The organism is Raoultibacter timonensis (assembly GCF_022845715.1).
Classification (GTDB): domain Bacteria; phylum Actinomycetota; class Coriobacteriia; order Coriobacteriales; family Eggerthellaceae; genus Raoultibacter; species Raoultibacter timonensis.
Window position 1 is genome coordinate 1,490,247 of the sequence record NZ_AP025564.1, and the last position, 16,386, is coordinate 1,506,632.

Below are 16,386 nucleotides of genomic sequence, written 5' to 3' on the forward strand. Positions count from 1 at the left end.
TGGGGTCGCCGCCCGCGCTGCGCTTGGTCCTGTTGCAGCGCGGGCGAGCGGTGCCGCTTACGCGATTTCGAATGTCAGCGTCGCTTCGAGGGGGGATACCACGCCGTCGGCGGTTTTCGCCCGTACGGTCATGCGGTAGTCGCCCGTCTCGTCAAACGAAGTGGTGAACTGCCAGTTCACCCATTTGTCGGCGGTTGCGCCGTCCGTTTCGCAGCTCGTCCAGGTGGCTCCGTTGTCGAAGGAGAACTCGATTGCGGTGATGGGGCTTCCCAGATCGTCGGCCACGCCTTCGAACGTGATCTCGTCGCCCGCCTTGAACAGGCACTCGTCGGCGTTGTTCATGATGTTGATCTTGTTGCGGTACGTCGGATCGACCTGCTGTACGTCGGGCACCTGCTCTTCCTGGGTCAGCTCGATCTGCACGATGCTGCGCGTGAAGTAGCGCGCAACGGTTTCGGGCATGAACAGCTGCAGGCTCGATCCCGAACCCGTGGTGGTGAGCTCCTCGCCGTTGACCTGGTAGACCAGAAGTGCGTTCTTCTCGAGCGCGTATTCGAGCGGAAGCGGCTGGCCGAATCCGTCGGCGCCGTAGGCCGTTACCGTGTTCACGCCGTCTTCCAGATCGGCCATTTCGACTACGGCGGAAAGCGGCACGCCCATGACGGCGACCTGCCCGAAGGGAGACCCCGTCGCGCACGAGCAGGCCATCATCGCCTGATCGCTGACGTCGTCGGAGAGGTCTTCGACGTTCACCGTGAAGTTCTTCTTGATGTTGCCGCCCACGTTGACGTAGTAGTTGGCAACGCCGCCCTGTTCCTCGGCGAGTTCGGCCGCCGGCTTCGAGCACATGCTCGTGAGCGCGGCGCCGAAGATGTTGAACAGCTCGTCGTTGGGGGTCACGCCCTCCTGGTTGAAGGCGAAGGCGCCCTGGGCGTTCGCCACCTTCACGTAGGGGCTTTCCTCTTCGCCCATCCAACGGGCGACGATCTCGCGGTCGCCGACGGTGTGGGTGTTTGCCTGGGGCTCGGCGTTTTGCGCGCCGTCTTGCGATTGCTGGATCGGCGAGGCGATGGCCGTAGCCGTTCCGAAGAGAAGCAGGGCGGAGCTGGCCACACCCGCTGCGATCTTTTTCGGTGTGTTGAATGACATCGTGGTCCCCCTTACTTATCTTCCTCGTTGGTGGCTTCGGCGCTGACCTTCGGTGGGATGAGCGATCCGGAGGTGAGAACCGTGGTCTCTTCGGCCGCAGGCAGCTTGTCCTTGGCGTTGATCATGACGGTCTGGGTCTCGAAGCTCTCCGCTCCGCTCTCGGTGGTGGCGCGCACCGTGAGGCAGTAAGCGCCTTCGAGCTCGGGGGTGTAGGTGAAGCTCCACCAGACCATCTTGTTGCGGTCGGTATCGCCGAGATCGTACTTGGTCCAGGTAACGCCCCCGTCCATGGAGAACTCCATCGAGGCGATCTTCTCGTCGTAGGCGTCGACGTAGCCTTCGAACGTGAAGGGCTGCCCGTTTTGGACGACGAGTCCGTCGGGCACGCCTAAGATGGTGGCGTTCGGCTTGTTCATGGGAACGTTCGCCTCGTTCTGCCATCCGTTGGGATTGCCCGCCCACTTGTCGGTGTAGTCGATGTCCTCGCTGGTCACCTCGTAGGTGTCGATCTGCTTGGAGTTGATCTGGGCGTCGACGCCCTCGACCCAATTGGTGCACGGGTAGCCGCGCGTAGCGTCGAGGTACTCGCCGCCGATCTTGTACACGAGCAGCGCTTCGTCGCTGTCGACCTTGTCCTTCGGGAAGGCGCGCTTGGAGCTGCCGTCGGCGCGAAGGGCGCGCACGCCGGTCGTATCGTCTTTGTAGCCGCCGGCCTTTTCGATGAGCCAGCTCACCGGAATACCCGTGATCTCGGTGTTCGTCACGCCGCCGCCGCCGACCGGGTTCCAGTTGCAGACCATCTTGGAGGTCTTCTCGACTACGACGCCCGCTTCTTCGGCCTCTTTGATGAGGTCGGGGAGCTTGGCGGTGTATTCGTTTTCGACGTTGCCCGCAACGGTGATGGTCCATTCGTCGAACAGGCTCTGCGGCATTTCGAGGTTCAGGCCGTTTACGCCTGCGCCATGACGCATGTTGTCGTAGTACGCGTGCATCCAGTCATAGGAGAACACGCCGTCTTGGTCCTGGGTCTTCTCCTGGTCGATCTTGAAATCGCCCTGAACGTCGGCGACCTTGTTGATGCCCCAGAGGCGGTCGTACTTGGTGAGGTCCCACAGCTCCAGACCTTCGCCGTTCTCGGTGGCGTTGTGGCAGGACATGCAGTCGCCCTGGAATTCGGTGGCGAATTCGGTCTTGTTGCGGGTGCCGAAGTGGATGCCGTGCATGAGCGTTCCGAACTCGTACTGCTTGGCGATGTAGCCGGGAGCGTACGAATGGCAGAACAGGCACTGCTGCAGCGTGGTCTTGTTGTCGAGCTCGTCGTTCCACGCGACGGGATGCTCGTAGGGCAGGTTCTTCAAAAGCGAGTTCATGTCCGGGTGGCACGATTCGCATCCGCGGTTATCCGCGTCGAGCCAGTACGTGTTGTACGAATTGCTGCCCGCTTGAATTTGCCAAGCGTCGGGATTGACCTCGTACTCGGTGGGCGTGCGCTGCACCATCTGGCCGTTCGGGAGCGTGCGGATTTCGGGAGCGTATTCCTCGGCTATCTGATCCCAGCGGTCCCACAGGCCGTTGAGGTATTCTTTGCCGGGATAGAGCTCCTCGTTGATGTCTTCGTTGGTGGTGCCTTCGGCGCCGTCGATGATCGCCTGTTGATCGGGCGTGAGGCTTTCTTCGGATGCCGGTTTCGTATCGCCTGGCTCGCTGCCGCCCGAAGACGGCTGCTGCGCTTCGTTGCTCGGCGAGCAGCCTGCGATCAGACAGAAGGTGCATGCCAAGCACATCGTCGTGATGACGAGTCGCTTCTTGACTGACATAGGTCCCCTTTCTCTCTACTCCTTGTATGCGGATTCGGCTTCGGTTTGCATGGCCGGCCGTTTCAACCCGCTTCGTCCTGAACCCGTGGCGTCTGCCTCCTTTCTCCGTTGCCTTGTTTTGCGCCTATGGGTTGAATCTGATGGTATTCACGTTGGGCGACGCACGCCATCACCTAAAGGTCCGATTTGATAAATGCAGGTCATCGATGCATCGGCCACTTTGGGCGATGTTCGGGTCCGCCGAACGACAGGGATGAATTTGCCTTCTTGGCGCCGTTTTATGATGCGCGGGGATGGGCAACGTGCCATAATGGTTTACGATGCGCAAGGCGGGTTGAGCTGCGGCGCGAGGGATGTGTTGGAAGGCAGGGAGTAGCAGGCGAATGCGCATGCGCGGTGTGCATATGAATAGGTGTGCGGTGTTCGCGGCCGTTGGGTTGGGCCTCAATCTCGTGTGGTGTACGCTCATGGGCCACACGATGGGGTTCATGTCTTCGGCTGTCGGTATCGAAGCATGGGTCAATCCCCGTATATTCTTCTTGGCGGGCATTCTGGTTATTTCTGTCTTGTACGTGGTCGTTCCGCGCACCCTCAAACGGTCCGATCGGGTGCTGCGCTATGTGCTTCCGCTTCTTTCGGCATTCGGCACGGCCTGTTTCGGCCTCTCGTACCATCAGACGTTTTTCGATCCGAGCGCCCTTGCCGTGGGCGGCTTGTTCGTTGCAGGGATCGGGTACTTTTGGCTCGTCGCCCGCTACAACCTTATGCTCGCCCGCACGCAGGGGTTCTCGTGCGCGGTGTGGTCGGTCACGGGCGGCTTGATCGTCAAGCTCCCGATCCTGTTCGCGCTCAGCATGCTCATGGGCCCCGAGTGGCAGGTGGTTGTCGCCATTTCGCTGCCGATCATCTCGGCTCTGGTGTTCGAGGTCGCATGCGCGCTGGCCCGAACCGACGCAGAGCACGACGAGCACGCCGTCGGAAACGAAGAAACGCCGAAGGTGCGCACCGTATACGGCGTACGCGCTAAACCGAAAACGGTCATGCCCGCATCGCAGACGTTTCGCCGCAACACCTACATCATGATGGCCGTATCGGCCATTCTGCTCGCCGTGATCAGATCGGTAAGCTATCTGGGTGTATGGGGAAACACCAACGCGAACATATCGCTCTCGACGCCATGGCTCATGGGCTTCATCGTGCCGGCGATCTTCCTTGTCGCGTTCGCGTACTTTGCGCTCATCCGCATGGCGGACTTCACTCTGACCATGCGCTTTCAGCCGGCGATGCTGCTCATCTTGGTCGGCCTGTTCGTCGTCGCCCTGCAGGCGACGCCCGACAGCGAATCGCTGCCGTTTTTGACCGATGTCATCCAGATCGACGAGTTGTTCGCCCACCTGCTGTTCTGGACGGTCGTCATCACGGCGCTCGACGCCCTCGACACGCCTTCGTATCGGGTCATCGGCATCTCGGGCACGATATACGCGGCGGCGTCCATCGCGTGGGTCCTGATTCTCGGCAGCTCGGATATCATGAACAACATTTTCGTTCTGCTCGTCACCTATGTGGCCGTGATAGTCGCCATGTACGTGACGTGGCTCGGCGGCAAACGTCGCACGGGCGATTCTGCGGGGGCGTTTGCCGTCGAAGCTGCGGGAGCCGTTGCCGATGCCGCCCCCGGCGCTGTCGGCGGCGCGGGATTCGACGCTTCGCCTGCCGGCGCTTCGGCATGTCCGCCGCTCACGAAGACCGTAACCGACACCTGCCTGGCCATGGCGAGCCATTACGCGCTTTCGCCGCGCGAGACCGAGGTGTTCGTGCTGCTTGCCCAAGGGCGCACGCGTGCGTTCATCCAAGACGAGCTCGTGCTGTCGAGTAGCACGGTGAAGACGCATGTGAGCCACATCTACGCGAAAATGGAAGTCCATGACCGTCAGGAGATGATGGACCTCATCTGGCAAGGGGGCCGCACCTAAGCTTCTCGGTCGCTGTAGGCGGGGCTTCGCACCATCGCAAGACTGCCGTTGGCGCGCCTCCGCAGGGCTCCTGGCGGCAGCTTGGCGCTTCGGGATTCGCTTCGCGATGCCGGGCGGCCGGGGTGTGCGGGCTGTTTACGAGACGGCTTCTTCGATGCGCTTGCGCAGCTCGTCGATGCCCGTGCCCTTCTCGGCGGAGCAGGGGATGACCACGTGGTCTTTCGGCAGGCGGAGCTGCTTGCGCAGCGCTGCGACCTGTTTGCCGCGCTGCATGTTGGAAAGCTTGTCCGCTTTGGTGAGCGCGATGATGAAGGGGAGTCCCGTCTCGCTCAAAAACTCGACCATGCCCACATCGAGATCGGTTGCAGGATGGCGGATGTCGATGAGCGAAACCACGAGGGCGAAGCGGCGCTCCTGGTTGAAGTATCCTTCGATGAGCTCCGACCAGCGCGCCTTTTCCGATTTGGCAACCTTGGCGAATCCGTATCCCGGCAAGTCGACGAAATCGACGTCGTCGACCGAGAAGAAATTGATAGTCGAGGTTTTGCCCGGCACCGAGGAGACCTTTGCGAGAGCCTTGCGGTTGAAGAGCTTGTTGAGAAGCGACGATTTGCCGACGTTCGAACGCCCCGCAAACGCCACTTCGGGATGCTCCGAGGGCGGCAGCTGCGAAGAGGTGCCGTAGGCGGCTTTGAATGCTGCGGTGTTGTAGTTCATGTAAAACCCTGTTCTGTCTGCGCGCTCTTGTGCTCGCCTCGACCGTTTGGCGGCCGTGTCCTGTACCGTGCTCTATGATACAGGATTTCGGGGTCGCATGCGCATCGGTTGCGTATCGTCGAAAAAGCGCGGATGGCGCGGATTTCCGTCAACTTCGCTTCCATTCTCGCGTTATCCGCGTGTGCTTGCAGCGCCAGTTTCTGCGTCGCACGTGTCGTCCGCATGTCGTCTCTTGCATTCCCGTATATCGGTGGTATACTTTGCAAGTTTCTAATTACACATGCGTATGCGACCCGGCACCGCCAGTGGCCACCTCGAAAAGGCTGCGGGACTGGGGATGACCATGCGCAGAGGACTAACGAATGGAGAGAACATGACTAAGGTCAGCATTAAATCGCTGCTTGATGCAGGCAGCCACTTCGGCCATCAGACGCGCCGTTGGAACCCCAAGATGAAGCCGTACATCTTCGGCAGCCGCGGGGATATCTACATCATCGATCTCAAGCAAACCCTCATCGGGCTCGACAGGGCCTACACCTTCATCTCCGAAACCGCGCGCAAGGGCGGCACCGTGCTGTTCGTCGGCACGAAGAAGCAGGCGCAAGAGGCTGTGGCAGATGCGGCGAACCGCTGCGGCATGCCGTATGTGAACGCCCGCTGGCTCGGCGGTATGCTCACCAACTTCGTGACCATCCGCTCCCGTGTGACCCGCATGGAGGAGCTCGAGGCCATGGAGGCCGACGGTCGCATGGAGCTTCTGCCCAAGAAAGAGCAGATCCTGCTTCGCAAGGAGCTCGCCAAGCTGCAGACCAACTTGAACGGCATCCGCAACATGAAGAAGGTCCCCGAGGCCGTGTTCGTCATCGACACCAACCGCGAGGCCATCGCGATCCACGAGGCCCGTCGTCTCGACATCCCGGTCGTGGGCACGCTCGATACCAACTGCGATCCCGATGACGTCGATTACGGCGTCCCTGCCAACGACGACGCCATCCGTTCGGTCAGCCTACTCGCCGAGTTCATCGCCGACGCGGTTATCGCCGGCGGCGTTGTGCCGGTGACCGTAGCCGATATGGCGGGCGACGCTCAGGGAGCTGCCGTTGAGGCCGAAGCCGTTGCAGCCATCGCCGAAACCGAGGCTGCAGCCGCAGTCGAAAAGGCCGCTGCCGACGCCGTTGTCGCCGAAGCCGCTGTCGAGGTTGCCGTCGAGGCCGAAGCTGCCGCCGAGGTTGCCGAGGAAAAGGCTGCCGAGTAACGCGCTTTGCACGACCGAAACGATACGACCAGAGCGCGGGCTCTACCCGCGCACCGTTTGATCGAGAAAGGAAACCACCATGGCTGAGATCACAGCATCTATGGTTAAAGAACTCCGCGAGATGACCGGCGCCGGCATGATGGAGTGCAAGAAGGCGCTCGTCGAGGCCGAGGGAGAAATCGAGAAAGCCGTCGACGTTCTGCGTACCCGCGGACTCGCTGCCGTTGCCAAGAAGGCCGGCCGCGCCACCAACGAGGGCACCGTTATGGCCATCGTCTCCGACGACTGCAAATCGGGTGCCGTTATCGAACTGAACTGCGAGACCGACTTCGTCGGCATCAACGACAAGTTCAAGGCCTATGCCGAGAAGATCGCCAAGGCCGCGCTTGCCGCCAAGCCCGCCGACCTCGACGCTCTCAAGGCCGCCGACGCCGAAGGCGAGACGGTGGAAGAAGTCGTCACCGACGCTATCCACACGCTCGGCGAGAACATCCAGCTTTCGCGCTTCGCGGTTGCCGAGGCCGGCGCCGTTTCGTCCTACATCCACGGCGGCGGCAAGATCGGCGTGCTCGTCGAGTTCGACGTCGAGGGCATCGATCCCACGTCGGCCGAGTTCGCCCAATACGGCCGCGACGTCGCCATGCAGGTAGCGGCTGCGTGCCCCGTTGCCGCGAACCGCGACGCCGTCGACCCGGCCGTTGTGGAGCACGAGAAGTCCATCTACATGGCCCAAGCCGCCGAGTCCGGTAAGCCCGAGGCCATTCAGGAGAAGATGGCGACCGGCCGTCTGGAGAAGTTCTTCAAGGAGAACACGCTCACCGAGCAGGCTTACGTGAAGAACCCCGACCAGAGCGTGTCCGAGTACACTGCCGAGGTTGCCAAGAACCTGGGCGGCGAGATCAAGATCGCAAACTTCACCCGTTTCGTGCTCGGGGATGCCGAGTAGCTCTTAGGCGAAACGCAGCGCTTGAGCGCTGTATGTCGATTCGAACGCCGGCGGCCGTTGTGCCGCCGGTTTTTTATTCCGGTGGCGGCGCCCGCCTGCGCATCCCGTATCCCGTATCGCGCGTTCGCGCTGCTTCGACCTGCATGCGCCACCGCAAGGCGCCCGTTCGGCACCTTGAGCCGTCGGATTGCTGGATCGCCGGACCGTCGGACTGCGGGATCGCCGGTTCGCCGGATCGCCGGATTGCCGGTGGCGATCCGTGGTGGTTTCGGAAAATTCCGAAAATACGTCCGGTTCTGGTTGAGATTTTCGATTCTGATCCGCTGAAGGTAAGATACGGTATTTCTGACCTGCGGTTCTGCGCAGGCGCATAAAGTTATCGGCTTCGGATGCGTCTGAAAACCAGCTTTTGCGGGTCAGAATCGTAAATCTCAGCCAAAGTTAGGCGATTTTACGAAATACACCTGTCGGCGACCGCCGAAGGAGCTGGCGACTGCCGAAGGAGCTGGCGACCGCCGAAGGAGCTGGCGACCGCCGAAGGGGCCGACGGCGGCGCAGCGCATTCGTCGAGTTTCGCGACCGTGCGCGTAGCCGTGCGGTCGCGCGCAACCGCACGTTGAAACCCTCTGCTTTCGTTGTGGATGTTCGATGGTAGGGCATGCGCATGCGCGTGCCTTCTTTTATGGTGGATACGGACTATTCCAAGCAGAAAGACGGGGTTATGCCAGAGGAAATCATCATCGTCAGGGGAAACTCAACGCTTGCGGGTACGGTTGCCGTATCCGGTGCCAAGAACTCGGCGCTCAAGCTCATTGCGGCGGCGATTCTCGGTCAAGGGGTTTCGGTGGTGCACAACGTGCCTCTCATCTCCGATATCAACATCATGGCCGACGTTATCAGGCGTCTCGGCGCCACCGTCGAGCGCGACGGCCATACCCTCACCATCGATGCGACCGATATCGCGAAATACGAGACTCCCTACGAGCTCGTATCGAAGATGCGCGCGAGCATATCGGTGCTCGGCCCGCTCGTCGGGCGCTTCGGGCGCGCGCGTGTCGCCATGCCCGGCGGCTGCCAGATCGGAGCGCGTAAGATCGATATGCACATGATCGGCCTTGAGGCCCTCGGCGTGCATTTCGAGATCGAGCACGGATTTCTTGAGGCTACTACACCGAACGGCCTGCACGGTGCCCATGTCGTCCTCGAGTTCCCGAGCGTCGGCGCTACCGAGAACATGGTTATGGCGTCGGTCGTGGCCGAGGGAACCACGGTTATCGAAAACGCCGCGCGCGAGCCCGAGATCGTCGATCTGATGAACATGCTCAATGCGATGGGCGCGCGCATAAGCGGAGCGGGCTCGTCGATCATCGAGGTCGAGGGCGTACCGCTCTCGTCGATGCATCCATGCGAGCACACCACCGTCGGCGACCGCATCGAAGCGGGCACGTTCCTTGCGGGCGCGGCGCTCGTCGGCGGTCCGGTTACGGTTACCGGTATCGATCCGTCGTTTCTGCGCATGGCTCTCATGAAACTCGAGGCAATGGGCTGCGATATCGAGGTAGACGGCGACGCCGTTACGGTTTCGCGTACCCGCCCCATCGGAGCCATCGATATCCAGACTTTGCCCCATCCCGGGTTTCCGACCGACCTGCAGGCGCAGTTCATGCTGCTCGCGGCGCTTGCCGAAGGAAACTCGGTCATATCGGAAAACGTATTCGAGAACCGGTTCATGTTCGCATCGGAGTTGGTCCGCATGGGTGCCGACATCACGATCGAAGGGCATCACGCGCTCGTCCGCGGCGTAGAGCGGCTGCAGGGCGCTCCGGTTTCTTCGACCGACCTTCGCGCCGGTGCTGCGCTCGTGCTCGCGGGCATTGCGGCGGAGGGTGAAACCCATGTACACGAGATATCCCATATCGACCGAGGCTACGAAGACTACGTGGGCAAGCTGCGTTCGCTCGGAGCCGATGTCGTAAGGACGGTTCTTTCGTAAGAACCCGTCTGCCATAGACGTTAGGACCATCGTATGGCGTACAAGCCGAGGAAGGTTTCAGCTTCCCACTCGAACCGCACGTCGCGCAAGATGCGCGATGCGACCATAGGCACTCACGTGCCGTCGGGCACCCGACGGACCGCCAACCGCGTTAACGGGGGAACGGTTCAGTTCTCGAACCCCCGCAAGTCAACGCGCGCCAAGCGGGGCGTCGTCGATCACGTGCTGCCCAGCACTTCGACGCGCGAGAGCGATTCCGCGTACTCGAAGCGCGTTTCGAGCCGGGGGTTCGCAGACGGTATACAGCGCCAGGCGCGCATCAGGGGCATTGCCATCGTAGTCGCTGTCGTACTGCTCGTTGTCTGCGTGGCGGGCGGCGTCGGCGTTGCCGCGTACTTCGGATCGGTATCGGATAAGATGGGACTCGGCGACTCGAACGCCAAAGGCGCACTTGTGTCTCCCGCAGAGGGAAAGGCGCCCTACGTGCTGCTCGTCGGGGAGTTTTCCAAGCCGGGGCAGGCTTACGACGGCCCCGATATGCTCATGCTCGCCCGCATCGACTCCGACAACAAGCAGGTTTCGCTCGTGTCGATACCCGCGAATGCGCAGGTATCCTTGAGCGACGGAAACGTGCACCGCATAGCCGAGGCGCAGCTTCTCGGCGGCGACGAGTACCTCGTGTCAACCGTTGCCGCCTATACGGGCGTGAGCGTTTCCCACCTCATCAAAACCGATGCCGATGGGCTCGGGGATCTGGTCGATGCCCTCGGCGGTTTGACGATCGACGTGAGCCAGGAGGTCGACGACCCGAACGCGGGCGACCTCTACATCCCCGCCGGCGAGCAAACGCTCGACGGCGATGCCGTGCTCACGCTGTGCCGCGCGCTCAACTTCGCGGAAGGTGACGAGGCACGTGCGGAGAACCAGCAGAAGGTCGTTCTTGCGCTTGCGGGTAAGCTGCTCGATACGAATGCATTCAGCATCGTTCCCACGCTCGATACGATTGCGGGAACGGTTCGCACCGATTATTCCGCCTCCGATGCCATGGGCCTCATCGATTCGCTGCGTGGCATCGACCTGACGCAGGTGCATGCGGTTCGCATGCCCGGATACCAGCTTACGAGCTCGTCGACGGGCCAGGAGTACTTCATCGCTTCCGACGACGAGTGGACGGCCATGCTCGCCGCCATCGAAGCGGGAGAGGATCCGACGCCGGCAGAGAGCGAGGGGCCGACGGTGGATCCCGCGAGTTTCACGGTCACCGTGCGAAACGGCTCGGGCATCACGGGCGGCGCGCAGCAGATGAGCGACGCGCTTGCCGAAGGCGGCTTCAATGTAACCGAAACCGGCAACGCCGACCAGTACGTATACAACGAAACGCTGGTCGTCTACCAGGATAACAACTTCAAGGAAGCGGCGGAATCGATCGTGAATCATCTGGGGGCGGGCAGAGCCATCGCCTCGAACGGGTTCTACACGTTCGAGACCGATGTGCTCGTCGTACTCGGAAAGGATTGGCAGCCGCTGAATTGATCCGCTTGCCGCATCGCGAAGCGCAGCGCTTGCGGTATGCTACAATCGATCGGAACATTCTTCGAAGAAGGGATTTGCATCATGGTAGAGAAAAACGATGTGGCCGCAGTGCTCGAGCTCATCCGTCCGAGCCTCCAGGCCGATGGCGGGGACGTCTCGCTCGTCGACGTTGCGGAGGACGGCACTGTGACCGTCGAGCTGCAGGGTGCCTGCAAGGGCTGCCCCATGTCGCAGATGACGCTTGCCAACGGCGTCGAGCGCATCCTCAAGGAGCGCGTGCCGGGCGTAACCAAGGTAGTGCCCGCGATGTAGCCCGAAGGCTACCGCGAGCGATATAACGAGAAAGGTCGGCAGGAACATGGCTGTATGCTGGGAGATGCGGGGCTGCGACGACGAGATGCAATCGCGATGCCCTCACAACCAACCGGGCGAGCCGTGCCCTGCCGACTGTCATTATGCAGCATGCCATCGCGAGACGCATGCCGTAGCCACCGATTTCGAGCTTCTGCTCAATCCCGAACTCGACTACGAGGCCTCGGTCAAAGAGGTCTGCCGCTTCTGCGAGTTCTTCCTGTCGAGGGGTCCGGCGCTCGCCGACCGCGCGAGCGATGTTCCGCGTCAAGGAAATCCCAACCGTTTCCTTCTCTGATCGATCGTTCTGCTACAATGTGCTTGAGAGCACAGCACGCAGCGACGGCGAACGGGAGGAGCAGTGAGATCGATGACGGATAACCTGACCTGTCCCGCTTGCAAGGCAACCGATCTCGACGTATGCAAGTACGATTCCATGATGGTGCTGAGGAAGGATACGGCGCTGTTCTCGCTGCGCTGCCCCCATTGCGGTGCCTCGGTTTCCTCGGTTCATGCGATCCCCGCCCAGCTGCGCGAGGAGATCAGGTTCGCGGCCATCGAGGTAGGCGCGGGCATGGGCGCGGGGGAGTAGGACGTGCTCTTTTCGGCGTGATGCGCTTGCGCGATACGCGTCGGCGAAACGGTGAAATGCGACGGCGCGCCGCTTGAGAGCGGCGCTTTTTCATGGAGGATGCATGCTCAACGACATCTATCAAAGCCTCGATCCGATAGCGTTCTCGTTCGGGCCCATCGTGGTCAGATGGTACGGGATAGCCTATGTACTCGGTTTCGTATGCGCTGCGTTCGTGATGTACCGGGTCTCGAAGCGCTGGAAGGTCCGCATCGATGCCGATTCGCTCATTACGATTATGTTCTGCGTGATCATCGGCGTGATCATCGGCGGCAGGCTCGGATACGTGCTGTTTTACGGCAACGGCGAATACCTCAAGAACCCGCTTGAGATCCTTGCGTTCAACCATGGCGGCATGAGCTTCCACGGGGGGCTCATCGGCGCGCTTGTCGCGGGCATCGTCGCGGCGAAGCTCACGAAGATCCCGTACCTGACGCTTGCCGATCTCGGGTGCATCGGCGCACCGATCGGCCTGCTCTTCGGGAGGTGCGCGAACTTCATCAACGGCGAACTGTGGGGCGCGCCTACCGATGTTGCCTGGGGCGTGGTGTTCGGCGGCAGCGCGGGAACGATGCCCCGGCATCCGTCGCAGCTGTACGAAGCCCTGCTCGAGGGCGTGATCCTCTTTGCCGTACTCTATTTCCTGTCGCGCAAGCAGCCTCCTCGGCGCCGCGGCACGTTCCTCGGTCTGTTCCTCATTATGTACGGTTGTTTTCGGTTTGTCATCGAGTTCGTCCGCGAGCCCGATGTGCAGCTAGGATATCTGTGGGGCGGATGGCTCACCATGGGCCAACTGCTCTCGGTGCCCCTGATCCTTGTGGGTATCGGTGTGCTGGTTTATGCGATTAAGATGAAGCTGCCCCAGCAGGGACTTCCAGAATTGCTACCAGTAGAATAGCATATAAAGAAAGACGAAAACCACCGAGGAGGAAACCATGGACGTCAAGTTCTATCATTGCACCCATTGCGGAAACATCGCCGTGAAGCCGTTTGATTCGGGAGTACCGCTGGTCTGCTGTGGCGAGAAGATGGAAGAGCTCACCGCTAACACCGTCGATGCGGCGGTCGAGAAGCATGTGCCCGATGTGAAGATCGATGGTGCGAACGTTCATGTGCAGGTGGGAAGCGTGCTGCATCCCATGACCCCGGAGCACTACATCACCTTCATCTGCCTGGTGACCGAGAACGGCTACCAGATCGCCGAACTGACCCCCGAAAGCGCTCCCGTGGCCGATTTCGCCATCGCCGAGGGCGACAAGCCGCTCAAGGTGTACGAGTACTGCAACCTCCACGGTCTGTGGGTTGCCGAGGTGTAAGCAGCTCGATCCTGCTCGCTGCGGTGCTGCCGTAACGGGCGAAAGGACGTCCGGCGAAAGCGCCGGACGGAATCGCGTGCATGAAAGCCGATGGCCTTCGGGCTGTCGGCTTTGCTGTTCGAGGGAGCCTCGCCGCTCTGCGCTGTATGCAGGCTTTGTGATGGAAAACGACGAATGGGCATCCGAGGGAAACGCTGAGCGCAATCGGTCGCGCTTGTGATATTATATGAAAGCTTGTCTTCGCCTTGGTCGGAAACCAAGGCCCGTAAAGGAGAAACCAATGAAACAGGGAATTCATCCGGATTATATGGACTGCACGGTTACGTGCAGCTGCGGGAACACTTGGCAGACCCGCTCAACCAAGCCCGAGCTGAGGATCGACCTCTGCAACAAGTGCCACCCGTTCTTCACCGGTCAGCAGAAGTTCATCGATACCGGTGGACGCGTCCAGCGCTTCGCCGACAAGTTCGGTTCCGCCAAGGAAACCGTGGCAGCACGCGAGGCGGCAAAGAGGGCCGAGCGCCAGGCAGCTATCGAGGCGGCCGAAGCCGCCAAGAAGGCCGAGCGCGATGCGAAGGCAGCCGAAAAGGCCAAGCGCGCAGCCGAGTTTGCCAAGAAGGCCGAAGTTGACGCCGTCAAGGCAGAGCAGGAAGCCGTAGCTGGCGAGGTAGAGGCAGCCGAGGCAGCCATCGCCGAAGCCGAGGCAGCTCCCGCAGCTGAAGCCGCTCCTGCTGAGGAAGCCGCTGAGTAAGCGCACTTCGACTGGTTCTTTCAAGCTCCGAGCTTGAAGGCCTCGGGTACTTAACGGTACACGAAAACGAACGCCGACGGTTGAGTCCGTCGGCGTTCGTTGTTTCAGGGGCGAGCCCATGGTAGCGCGTCTCCGTGCAGGCGTAGGGCGAGAACACCCGTATCAGGTGCGAAATTGCGGGTGAGCGAAAAGGGTTGCGCGCGTGCGCGCAACCGATGGCCGACGGGCTTTTCGTCAGGCGCGGCGCACCGTCATCATCTGCAGTGCTTCACCGAACAGCTTGCCTGCCCCCGACATGACCGCAAAGCGCGTTTTCTCGGGGTCGGCAACGACGCTGCCCGCGAGGGCTTCCACGCCCCAGTCGAACAGGAAGGGCGAGGCTACGACGCTCGGGCCGACCATGACGGTTGCGGCGCTCTTCGTCAGATCGAGCAGCCTCGGCGCCGTCTTGTTGATGATCGTGACACCGGTGATGAACGCGAAATCGGTCGAGGGGAGCACGTATTCGCACGCAGGGTCGGGCGTATCGAGCGCTTGGGAGCAATTGCGTTCGAGCACGGTGAGCTCAGCGGTTTCGCCGATGCGCTCGACATGGGGAAAGTGCCCGATCACGGTAACCTTCTTGCCTTCCATGCGGGGAAGGTACACCTCGAAGGCGTCCATCTTGCGCGTGGTGCCGTCGGGCAGTTCGACCGCTTCGTCGTACACGGCACCGAGCGGGTCGAGCAATTCGGGACGCGAATACCATGCGTTGAGCGCGGCCACCCCGAGCGACGCCTCCTCGAAGCACCATGACTTCGAGAGTTCTGCTACGGTTTTGAGGGGCATTCCCCTCAAATCGCAGGTGTAGGAACGGCGTGCTCCTCCCTTGCAGGTAAAGCTTACGCCCATGCCGCACTCGGCTTCGACGTAGGACCAATGCGTGCCCAGGCAGTAGTCGGTAACGTGGATATCGTCGGGGATGCGGGCGATCAGATGGTTGTAGAACTTCCAAGGCGTGGCATGGTCGTAGGTGCCCGGAAAGGCGATATCGGTCTGGGTGAGGTTTGAGGCGCAGCAGTCTTTTTCGGGGCAGCCCATCGGTTTCTCCTGTCGTTTCGTTGTGCTGAGCGCCGGCATGAGCAAGGCGCATTGTATCCAATGCAGTATAATACTCCGAAAACGATGCGAGAGGAACTCTTCGATGCTCTTTATCCTGACGGGAGGCGTGCAAACCGGCAAGACCCGCTGGCTCGAACGGCTGGTTGCCGCCATGGCCGAGCAGGGCGTGCCCTGCTGCGGCGTGCTGGCTCCCGGCGTATGGCGGGTTGCCGATGCGGCGACGGAAACCGCGCTTGACGGCGGCGCGCCCGAGCGCGAGAAGATCGGGATCGACAACGTGCTGCTTCCCGGAGGCGATCGCGTGCGCTTTGCCATGCGGAGGGATTCGCTTGCCCGCTCGCATAGCGATGCGCTTCGGGCAGGGGTGGCCGACGATGCGGGGACGGTGGGCGCTGCCGGTCTTTCGAAGGCCACCACGCAAAGCGACAGGGCTTCTCTGGGTTGGGCGATCTTCGATGACGCGCTCGCGTGCGTCAACGCGCATTTCGAATCGTTGGCTTCGGAGTCCGAATCGATTGGGGGTGCGCCATCGGAATCGGCGGCGCCATGCGGTTTGCTCGTGGTCGACGAACTCGGCCGCCTTGAGCTGCAGGGTGGCCGGGGCGGTGGACTCGAAGCGGCCTTGCGCCTGCTCGACAAGGGGCCGACGCCGCGGTTTCCCCACGCCCTCGTCGTAGTGCGCGACTGGCTCGTCGGCGAGGCAGAACAGCGTTTCGAACCCGTTTGGGGTGCACCGCGCGTCATCGTTCCCGATGAAGCTGGCCGCGCAGCCGTCGAGACGGCCTTTTCGATGCGCGCCTGCGATCGGGGGCAAACTGCCGATCGGGTGCAAACTGCCGATCGGGGGTAGTTC

The 16,386-nt window shown here is 61.6% G+C and carries 17 protein-coding genes; 13 read left to right on the plus strand and 4 right to left on the minus strand.

Translation table 11 applies throughout. The features are described 5' to 3' along the window. Positions 1–57: 57 nt before the first annotated feature. Both MWL89_RS05895 and MWL89_RS05900 read right to left on the minus strand, forming a co-directional pair. Positions 58–1,149 (minus strand): molybdopterin-dependent oxidoreductase, encoded by a 1,092-nt coding sequence (locus MWL89_RS05895; RefSeq protein WP_244412107.1) that lies wholly within the window; start codon positions 1,147–1,149, stop codon positions 58–60. Positions 1,150–1,160: 11 nt separating this feature from the next. After that, a complete protein-coding gene (locus MWL89_RS05900) occupies positions 1,161–2,966 on the minus strand; it encodes a molybdopterin-dependent oxidoreductase (protein ID WP_244412109.1) in 1,806 nt (601 codons plus the stop codon). Positions 2,967–3,370: 404 nt separating this feature from the next. Here MWL89_RS05900 and MWL89_RS05905 point away from each other — a divergent pair, with 404 nt between their 5' ends. Next, positions 3,371–4,939: a response regulator transcription factor gene (locus MWL89_RS05905; RefSeq protein WP_244412111.1), complete on the plus strand. Its 1,569-nt coding sequence runs from the start codon at positions 3,371–3,373 to the stop codon at positions 4,937–4,939. Between the two features lie 135 nt (positions 4,940–5,074). Here MWL89_RS05905 and yihA read toward each other — a convergent pair whose 3' ends face one another. Continuing rightward, a complete protein-coding gene (yihA, locus tag MWL89_RS05910) occupies positions 5,075–5,656 on the minus strand; it encodes a ribosome biogenesis GTP-binding protein YihA/YsxC (protein ID WP_102378564.1) in 582 nt (193 codons plus the stop codon). 373 nt (positions 5,657–6,029) lie between these two features. Between yihA and rpsB the strand changes: the two genes are divergently transcribed. The 11 genes from rpsB (at position 6,030) to rpmE (ending at position 14,432) form a co-directional block, all read left to right on the plus strand. Then, on the plus strand, positions 6,030–6,911 hold the full coding sequence (rpsB, locus tag MWL89_RS05915) for a 30S ribosomal protein S2 (RefSeq protein ID WP_244412113.1): 882 nt from the start codon (positions 6,030–6,032) through the stop codon (positions 6,909–6,911). A gap of 79 nt (positions 6,912–6,990) precedes the next feature. Beyond that, positions 6,991–7,857, plus strand: a complete 867-nt coding sequence (gene tsf / locus MWL89_RS05920; RefSeq protein WP_244412114.1) for a translation elongation factor Ts — start codon at positions 6,991–6,993, stop codon at positions 7,855–7,857. Between the two features lie 32 nt (positions 7,858–7,889). Beyond that, entirely contained in the window at positions 7,890–8,231 is a 342-nt protein-coding gene (locus MWL89_RS05925) for a hypothetical protein (RefSeq protein ID WP_244412116.1), read from the plus strand. 347 nt (positions 8,232–8,578) lie between these two features. Next, positions 8,579–9,850 (plus strand): UDP-N-acetylglucosamine 1-carboxyvinyltransferase, encoded by a 1,272-nt coding sequence (murA, locus tag MWL89_RS05930; RefSeq protein WP_244412118.1) that lies wholly within the window; start codon positions 8,579–8,581, stop codon positions 9,848–9,850. A gap of 33 nt (positions 9,851–9,883) precedes the next feature. Next, positions 9,884–11,383: an LCP family protein gene (locus MWL89_RS05935; RefSeq protein WP_244412119.1), complete on the plus strand. Its 1,500-nt coding sequence runs from the start codon at positions 9,884–9,886 to the stop codon at positions 11,381–11,383. Positions 11,384–11,464: 81 nt separating this feature from the next. After that, entirely contained in the window at positions 11,465–11,695 is a 231-nt protein-coding gene (locus MWL89_RS05940; protein WP_102378559.1) for a NifU family protein, read from the plus strand. 46 nt (positions 11,696–11,741) lie between these two features. Continuing rightward, complete coding sequence (locus MWL89_RS05945; RefSeq protein ID WP_102378558.1) at positions 11,742–12,032, plus strand: hypothetical protein; 291 nt, start codon at positions 11,742–11,744, stop codon at positions 12,030–12,032. Positions 12,033–12,104: 72 nt separating this feature from the next. Then, positions 12,105–12,326 carry a UDP-N-acetylmuramoylalanyl-D-glutamate--2,6-diaminopimelate ligase gene (locus tag MWL89_RS05950; protein WP_102378557.1) on the plus strand — a complete coding sequence of 74 codons (222 nt, stop codon included), beginning with the start codon at positions 12,105–12,107 and terminating at the stop codon, positions 12,324–12,326. Between the two features lie 103 nt (positions 12,327–12,429). Beyond that, on the plus strand, positions 12,430–13,263 hold the full coding sequence (gene lgt / locus MWL89_RS05955) for a prolipoprotein diacylglyceryl transferase (protein WP_244412120.1): 834 nt from the start codon (positions 12,430–12,432) through the stop codon (positions 13,261–13,263). Positions 13,264–13,300: 37 nt separating this feature from the next. Next, the gene (locus MWL89_RS05960) at positions 13,301–13,681 is read left to right on the plus strand and encodes a desulfoferrodoxin family protein (protein ID WP_244412122.1); all 381 of its coding nucleotides are present in this window, start codon (positions 13,301–13,303) and stop codon (positions 13,679–13,681) included. Positions 13,682–13,961: 280 nt separating this feature from the next. Next, positions 13,962–14,432, plus strand: coding sequence for a 50S ribosomal protein L31 (gene rpmE / locus MWL89_RS05965; RefSeq protein ID WP_244412124.1), 471 nt, complete (start codon positions 13,962–13,964; stop codon positions 14,430–14,432). Positions 14,433–14,666: 234 nt separating this feature from the next. Here rpmE and MWL89_RS05970 read toward each other — a convergent pair whose 3' ends face one another. Then, positions 14,667–15,512 (minus strand): DUF364 domain-containing protein, encoded by an 846-nt coding sequence (locus MWL89_RS05970; protein ID WP_244412126.1) that lies wholly within the window; start codon positions 15,510–15,512, stop codon positions 14,667–14,669. Positions 15,513–15,615: 103 nt separating this feature from the next. Here MWL89_RS05970 and MWL89_RS05975 point away from each other — a divergent pair, with 103 nt between their 5' ends. After that, positions 15,616–16,383 carry a hypothetical protein gene (locus MWL89_RS05975; RefSeq protein WP_244412127.1) on the plus strand — a complete coding sequence of 256 codons (768 nt, stop codon included), beginning with the start codon at positions 15,616–15,618 and terminating at the stop codon, positions 16,381–16,383. Positions 16,384–16,386: the final 3 nt, after the last annotated feature.

Bases quoted from the DNA above. Each gene is read 5' to 3' on its own strand.
- MWL89_RS05895 (WP_244412107.1), bottom strand. From the start codon at position 1,149: ATGTCATTCAACACACCGAAAAAGATCGCAGCGGGTGTGGCCAGCTCC.
- MWL89_RS05900 (WP_244412109.1), bottom strand. From the start codon at position 2,966: ATGTCAGTCAAGAAGCGACTCGTCATCACGACGATGTGCTTGGCATGC.
- MWL89_RS05905 (WP_244412111.1), top strand. From the start codon at position 3,371: ATGAATAGGTGTGCGGTGTTCGCGGCCGTTGGGTTGGGCCTCAATCTC.
- yihA (WP_102378564.1), bottom strand. From the start codon at position 5,656: ATGAACTACAACACCGCAGCATTCAAAGCCGCCTACGGCACCTCTTCG.
- rpsB (WP_244412113.1), top strand. From the start codon at position 6,030: ATGACTAAGGTCAGCATTAAATCGCTGCTTGATGCAGGCAGCCACTTC.
- tsf (WP_244412114.1), top strand. From the start codon at position 6,991: ATGGCTGAGATCACAGCATCTATGGTTAAAGAACTCCGCGAGATGACC.
- MWL89_RS05925 (WP_244412116.1), top strand. From the start codon at position 7,890: ATGTCGATTCGAACGCCGGCGGCCGTTGTGCCGCCGGTTTTTTATTCC.
- murA (WP_244412118.1), top strand. From the start codon at position 8,579: ATGCCAGAGGAAATCATCATCGTCAGGGGAAACTCAACGCTTGCGGGT.
- MWL89_RS05935 (WP_244412119.1), top strand. From the start codon at position 9,884: ATGGCGTACAAGCCGAGGAAGGTTTCAGCTTCCCACTCGAACCGCACG.
- MWL89_RS05940 (WP_102378559.1), top strand. From the start codon at position 11,465: ATGGTAGAGAAAAACGATGTGGCCGCAGTGCTCGAGCTCATCCGTCCG.
- MWL89_RS05945 (WP_102378558.1), top strand. From the start codon at position 11,742: ATGGCTGTATGCTGGGAGATGCGGGGCTGCGACGACGAGATGCAATCG.
- MWL89_RS05950 (WP_102378557.1), top strand. From the start codon at position 12,105: ATGACGGATAACCTGACCTGTCCCGCTTGCAAGGCAACCGATCTCGAC.
- lgt (WP_244412120.1), top strand. From the start codon at position 12,430: ATGCTCAACGACATCTATCAAAGCCTCGATCCGATAGCGTTCTCGTTC.
- MWL89_RS05960 (WP_244412122.1), top strand. From the start codon at position 13,301: ATGGACGTCAAGTTCTATCATTGCACCCATTGCGGAAACATCGCCGTG.
- rpmE (WP_244412124.1), top strand. From the start codon at position 13,962: ATGAAACAGGGAATTCATCCGGATTATATGGACTGCACGGTTACGTGC.
- MWL89_RS05970 (WP_244412126.1), bottom strand. From the start codon at position 15,512: ATGGGCTGCCCCGAAAAAGACTGCTGCGCCTCAAACCTCACCCAGACC.
- MWL89_RS05975 (WP_244412127.1), top strand. From the start codon at position 15,616: ATGCTCTTTATCCTGACGGGAGGCGTGCAAACCGGCAAGACCCGCTGG.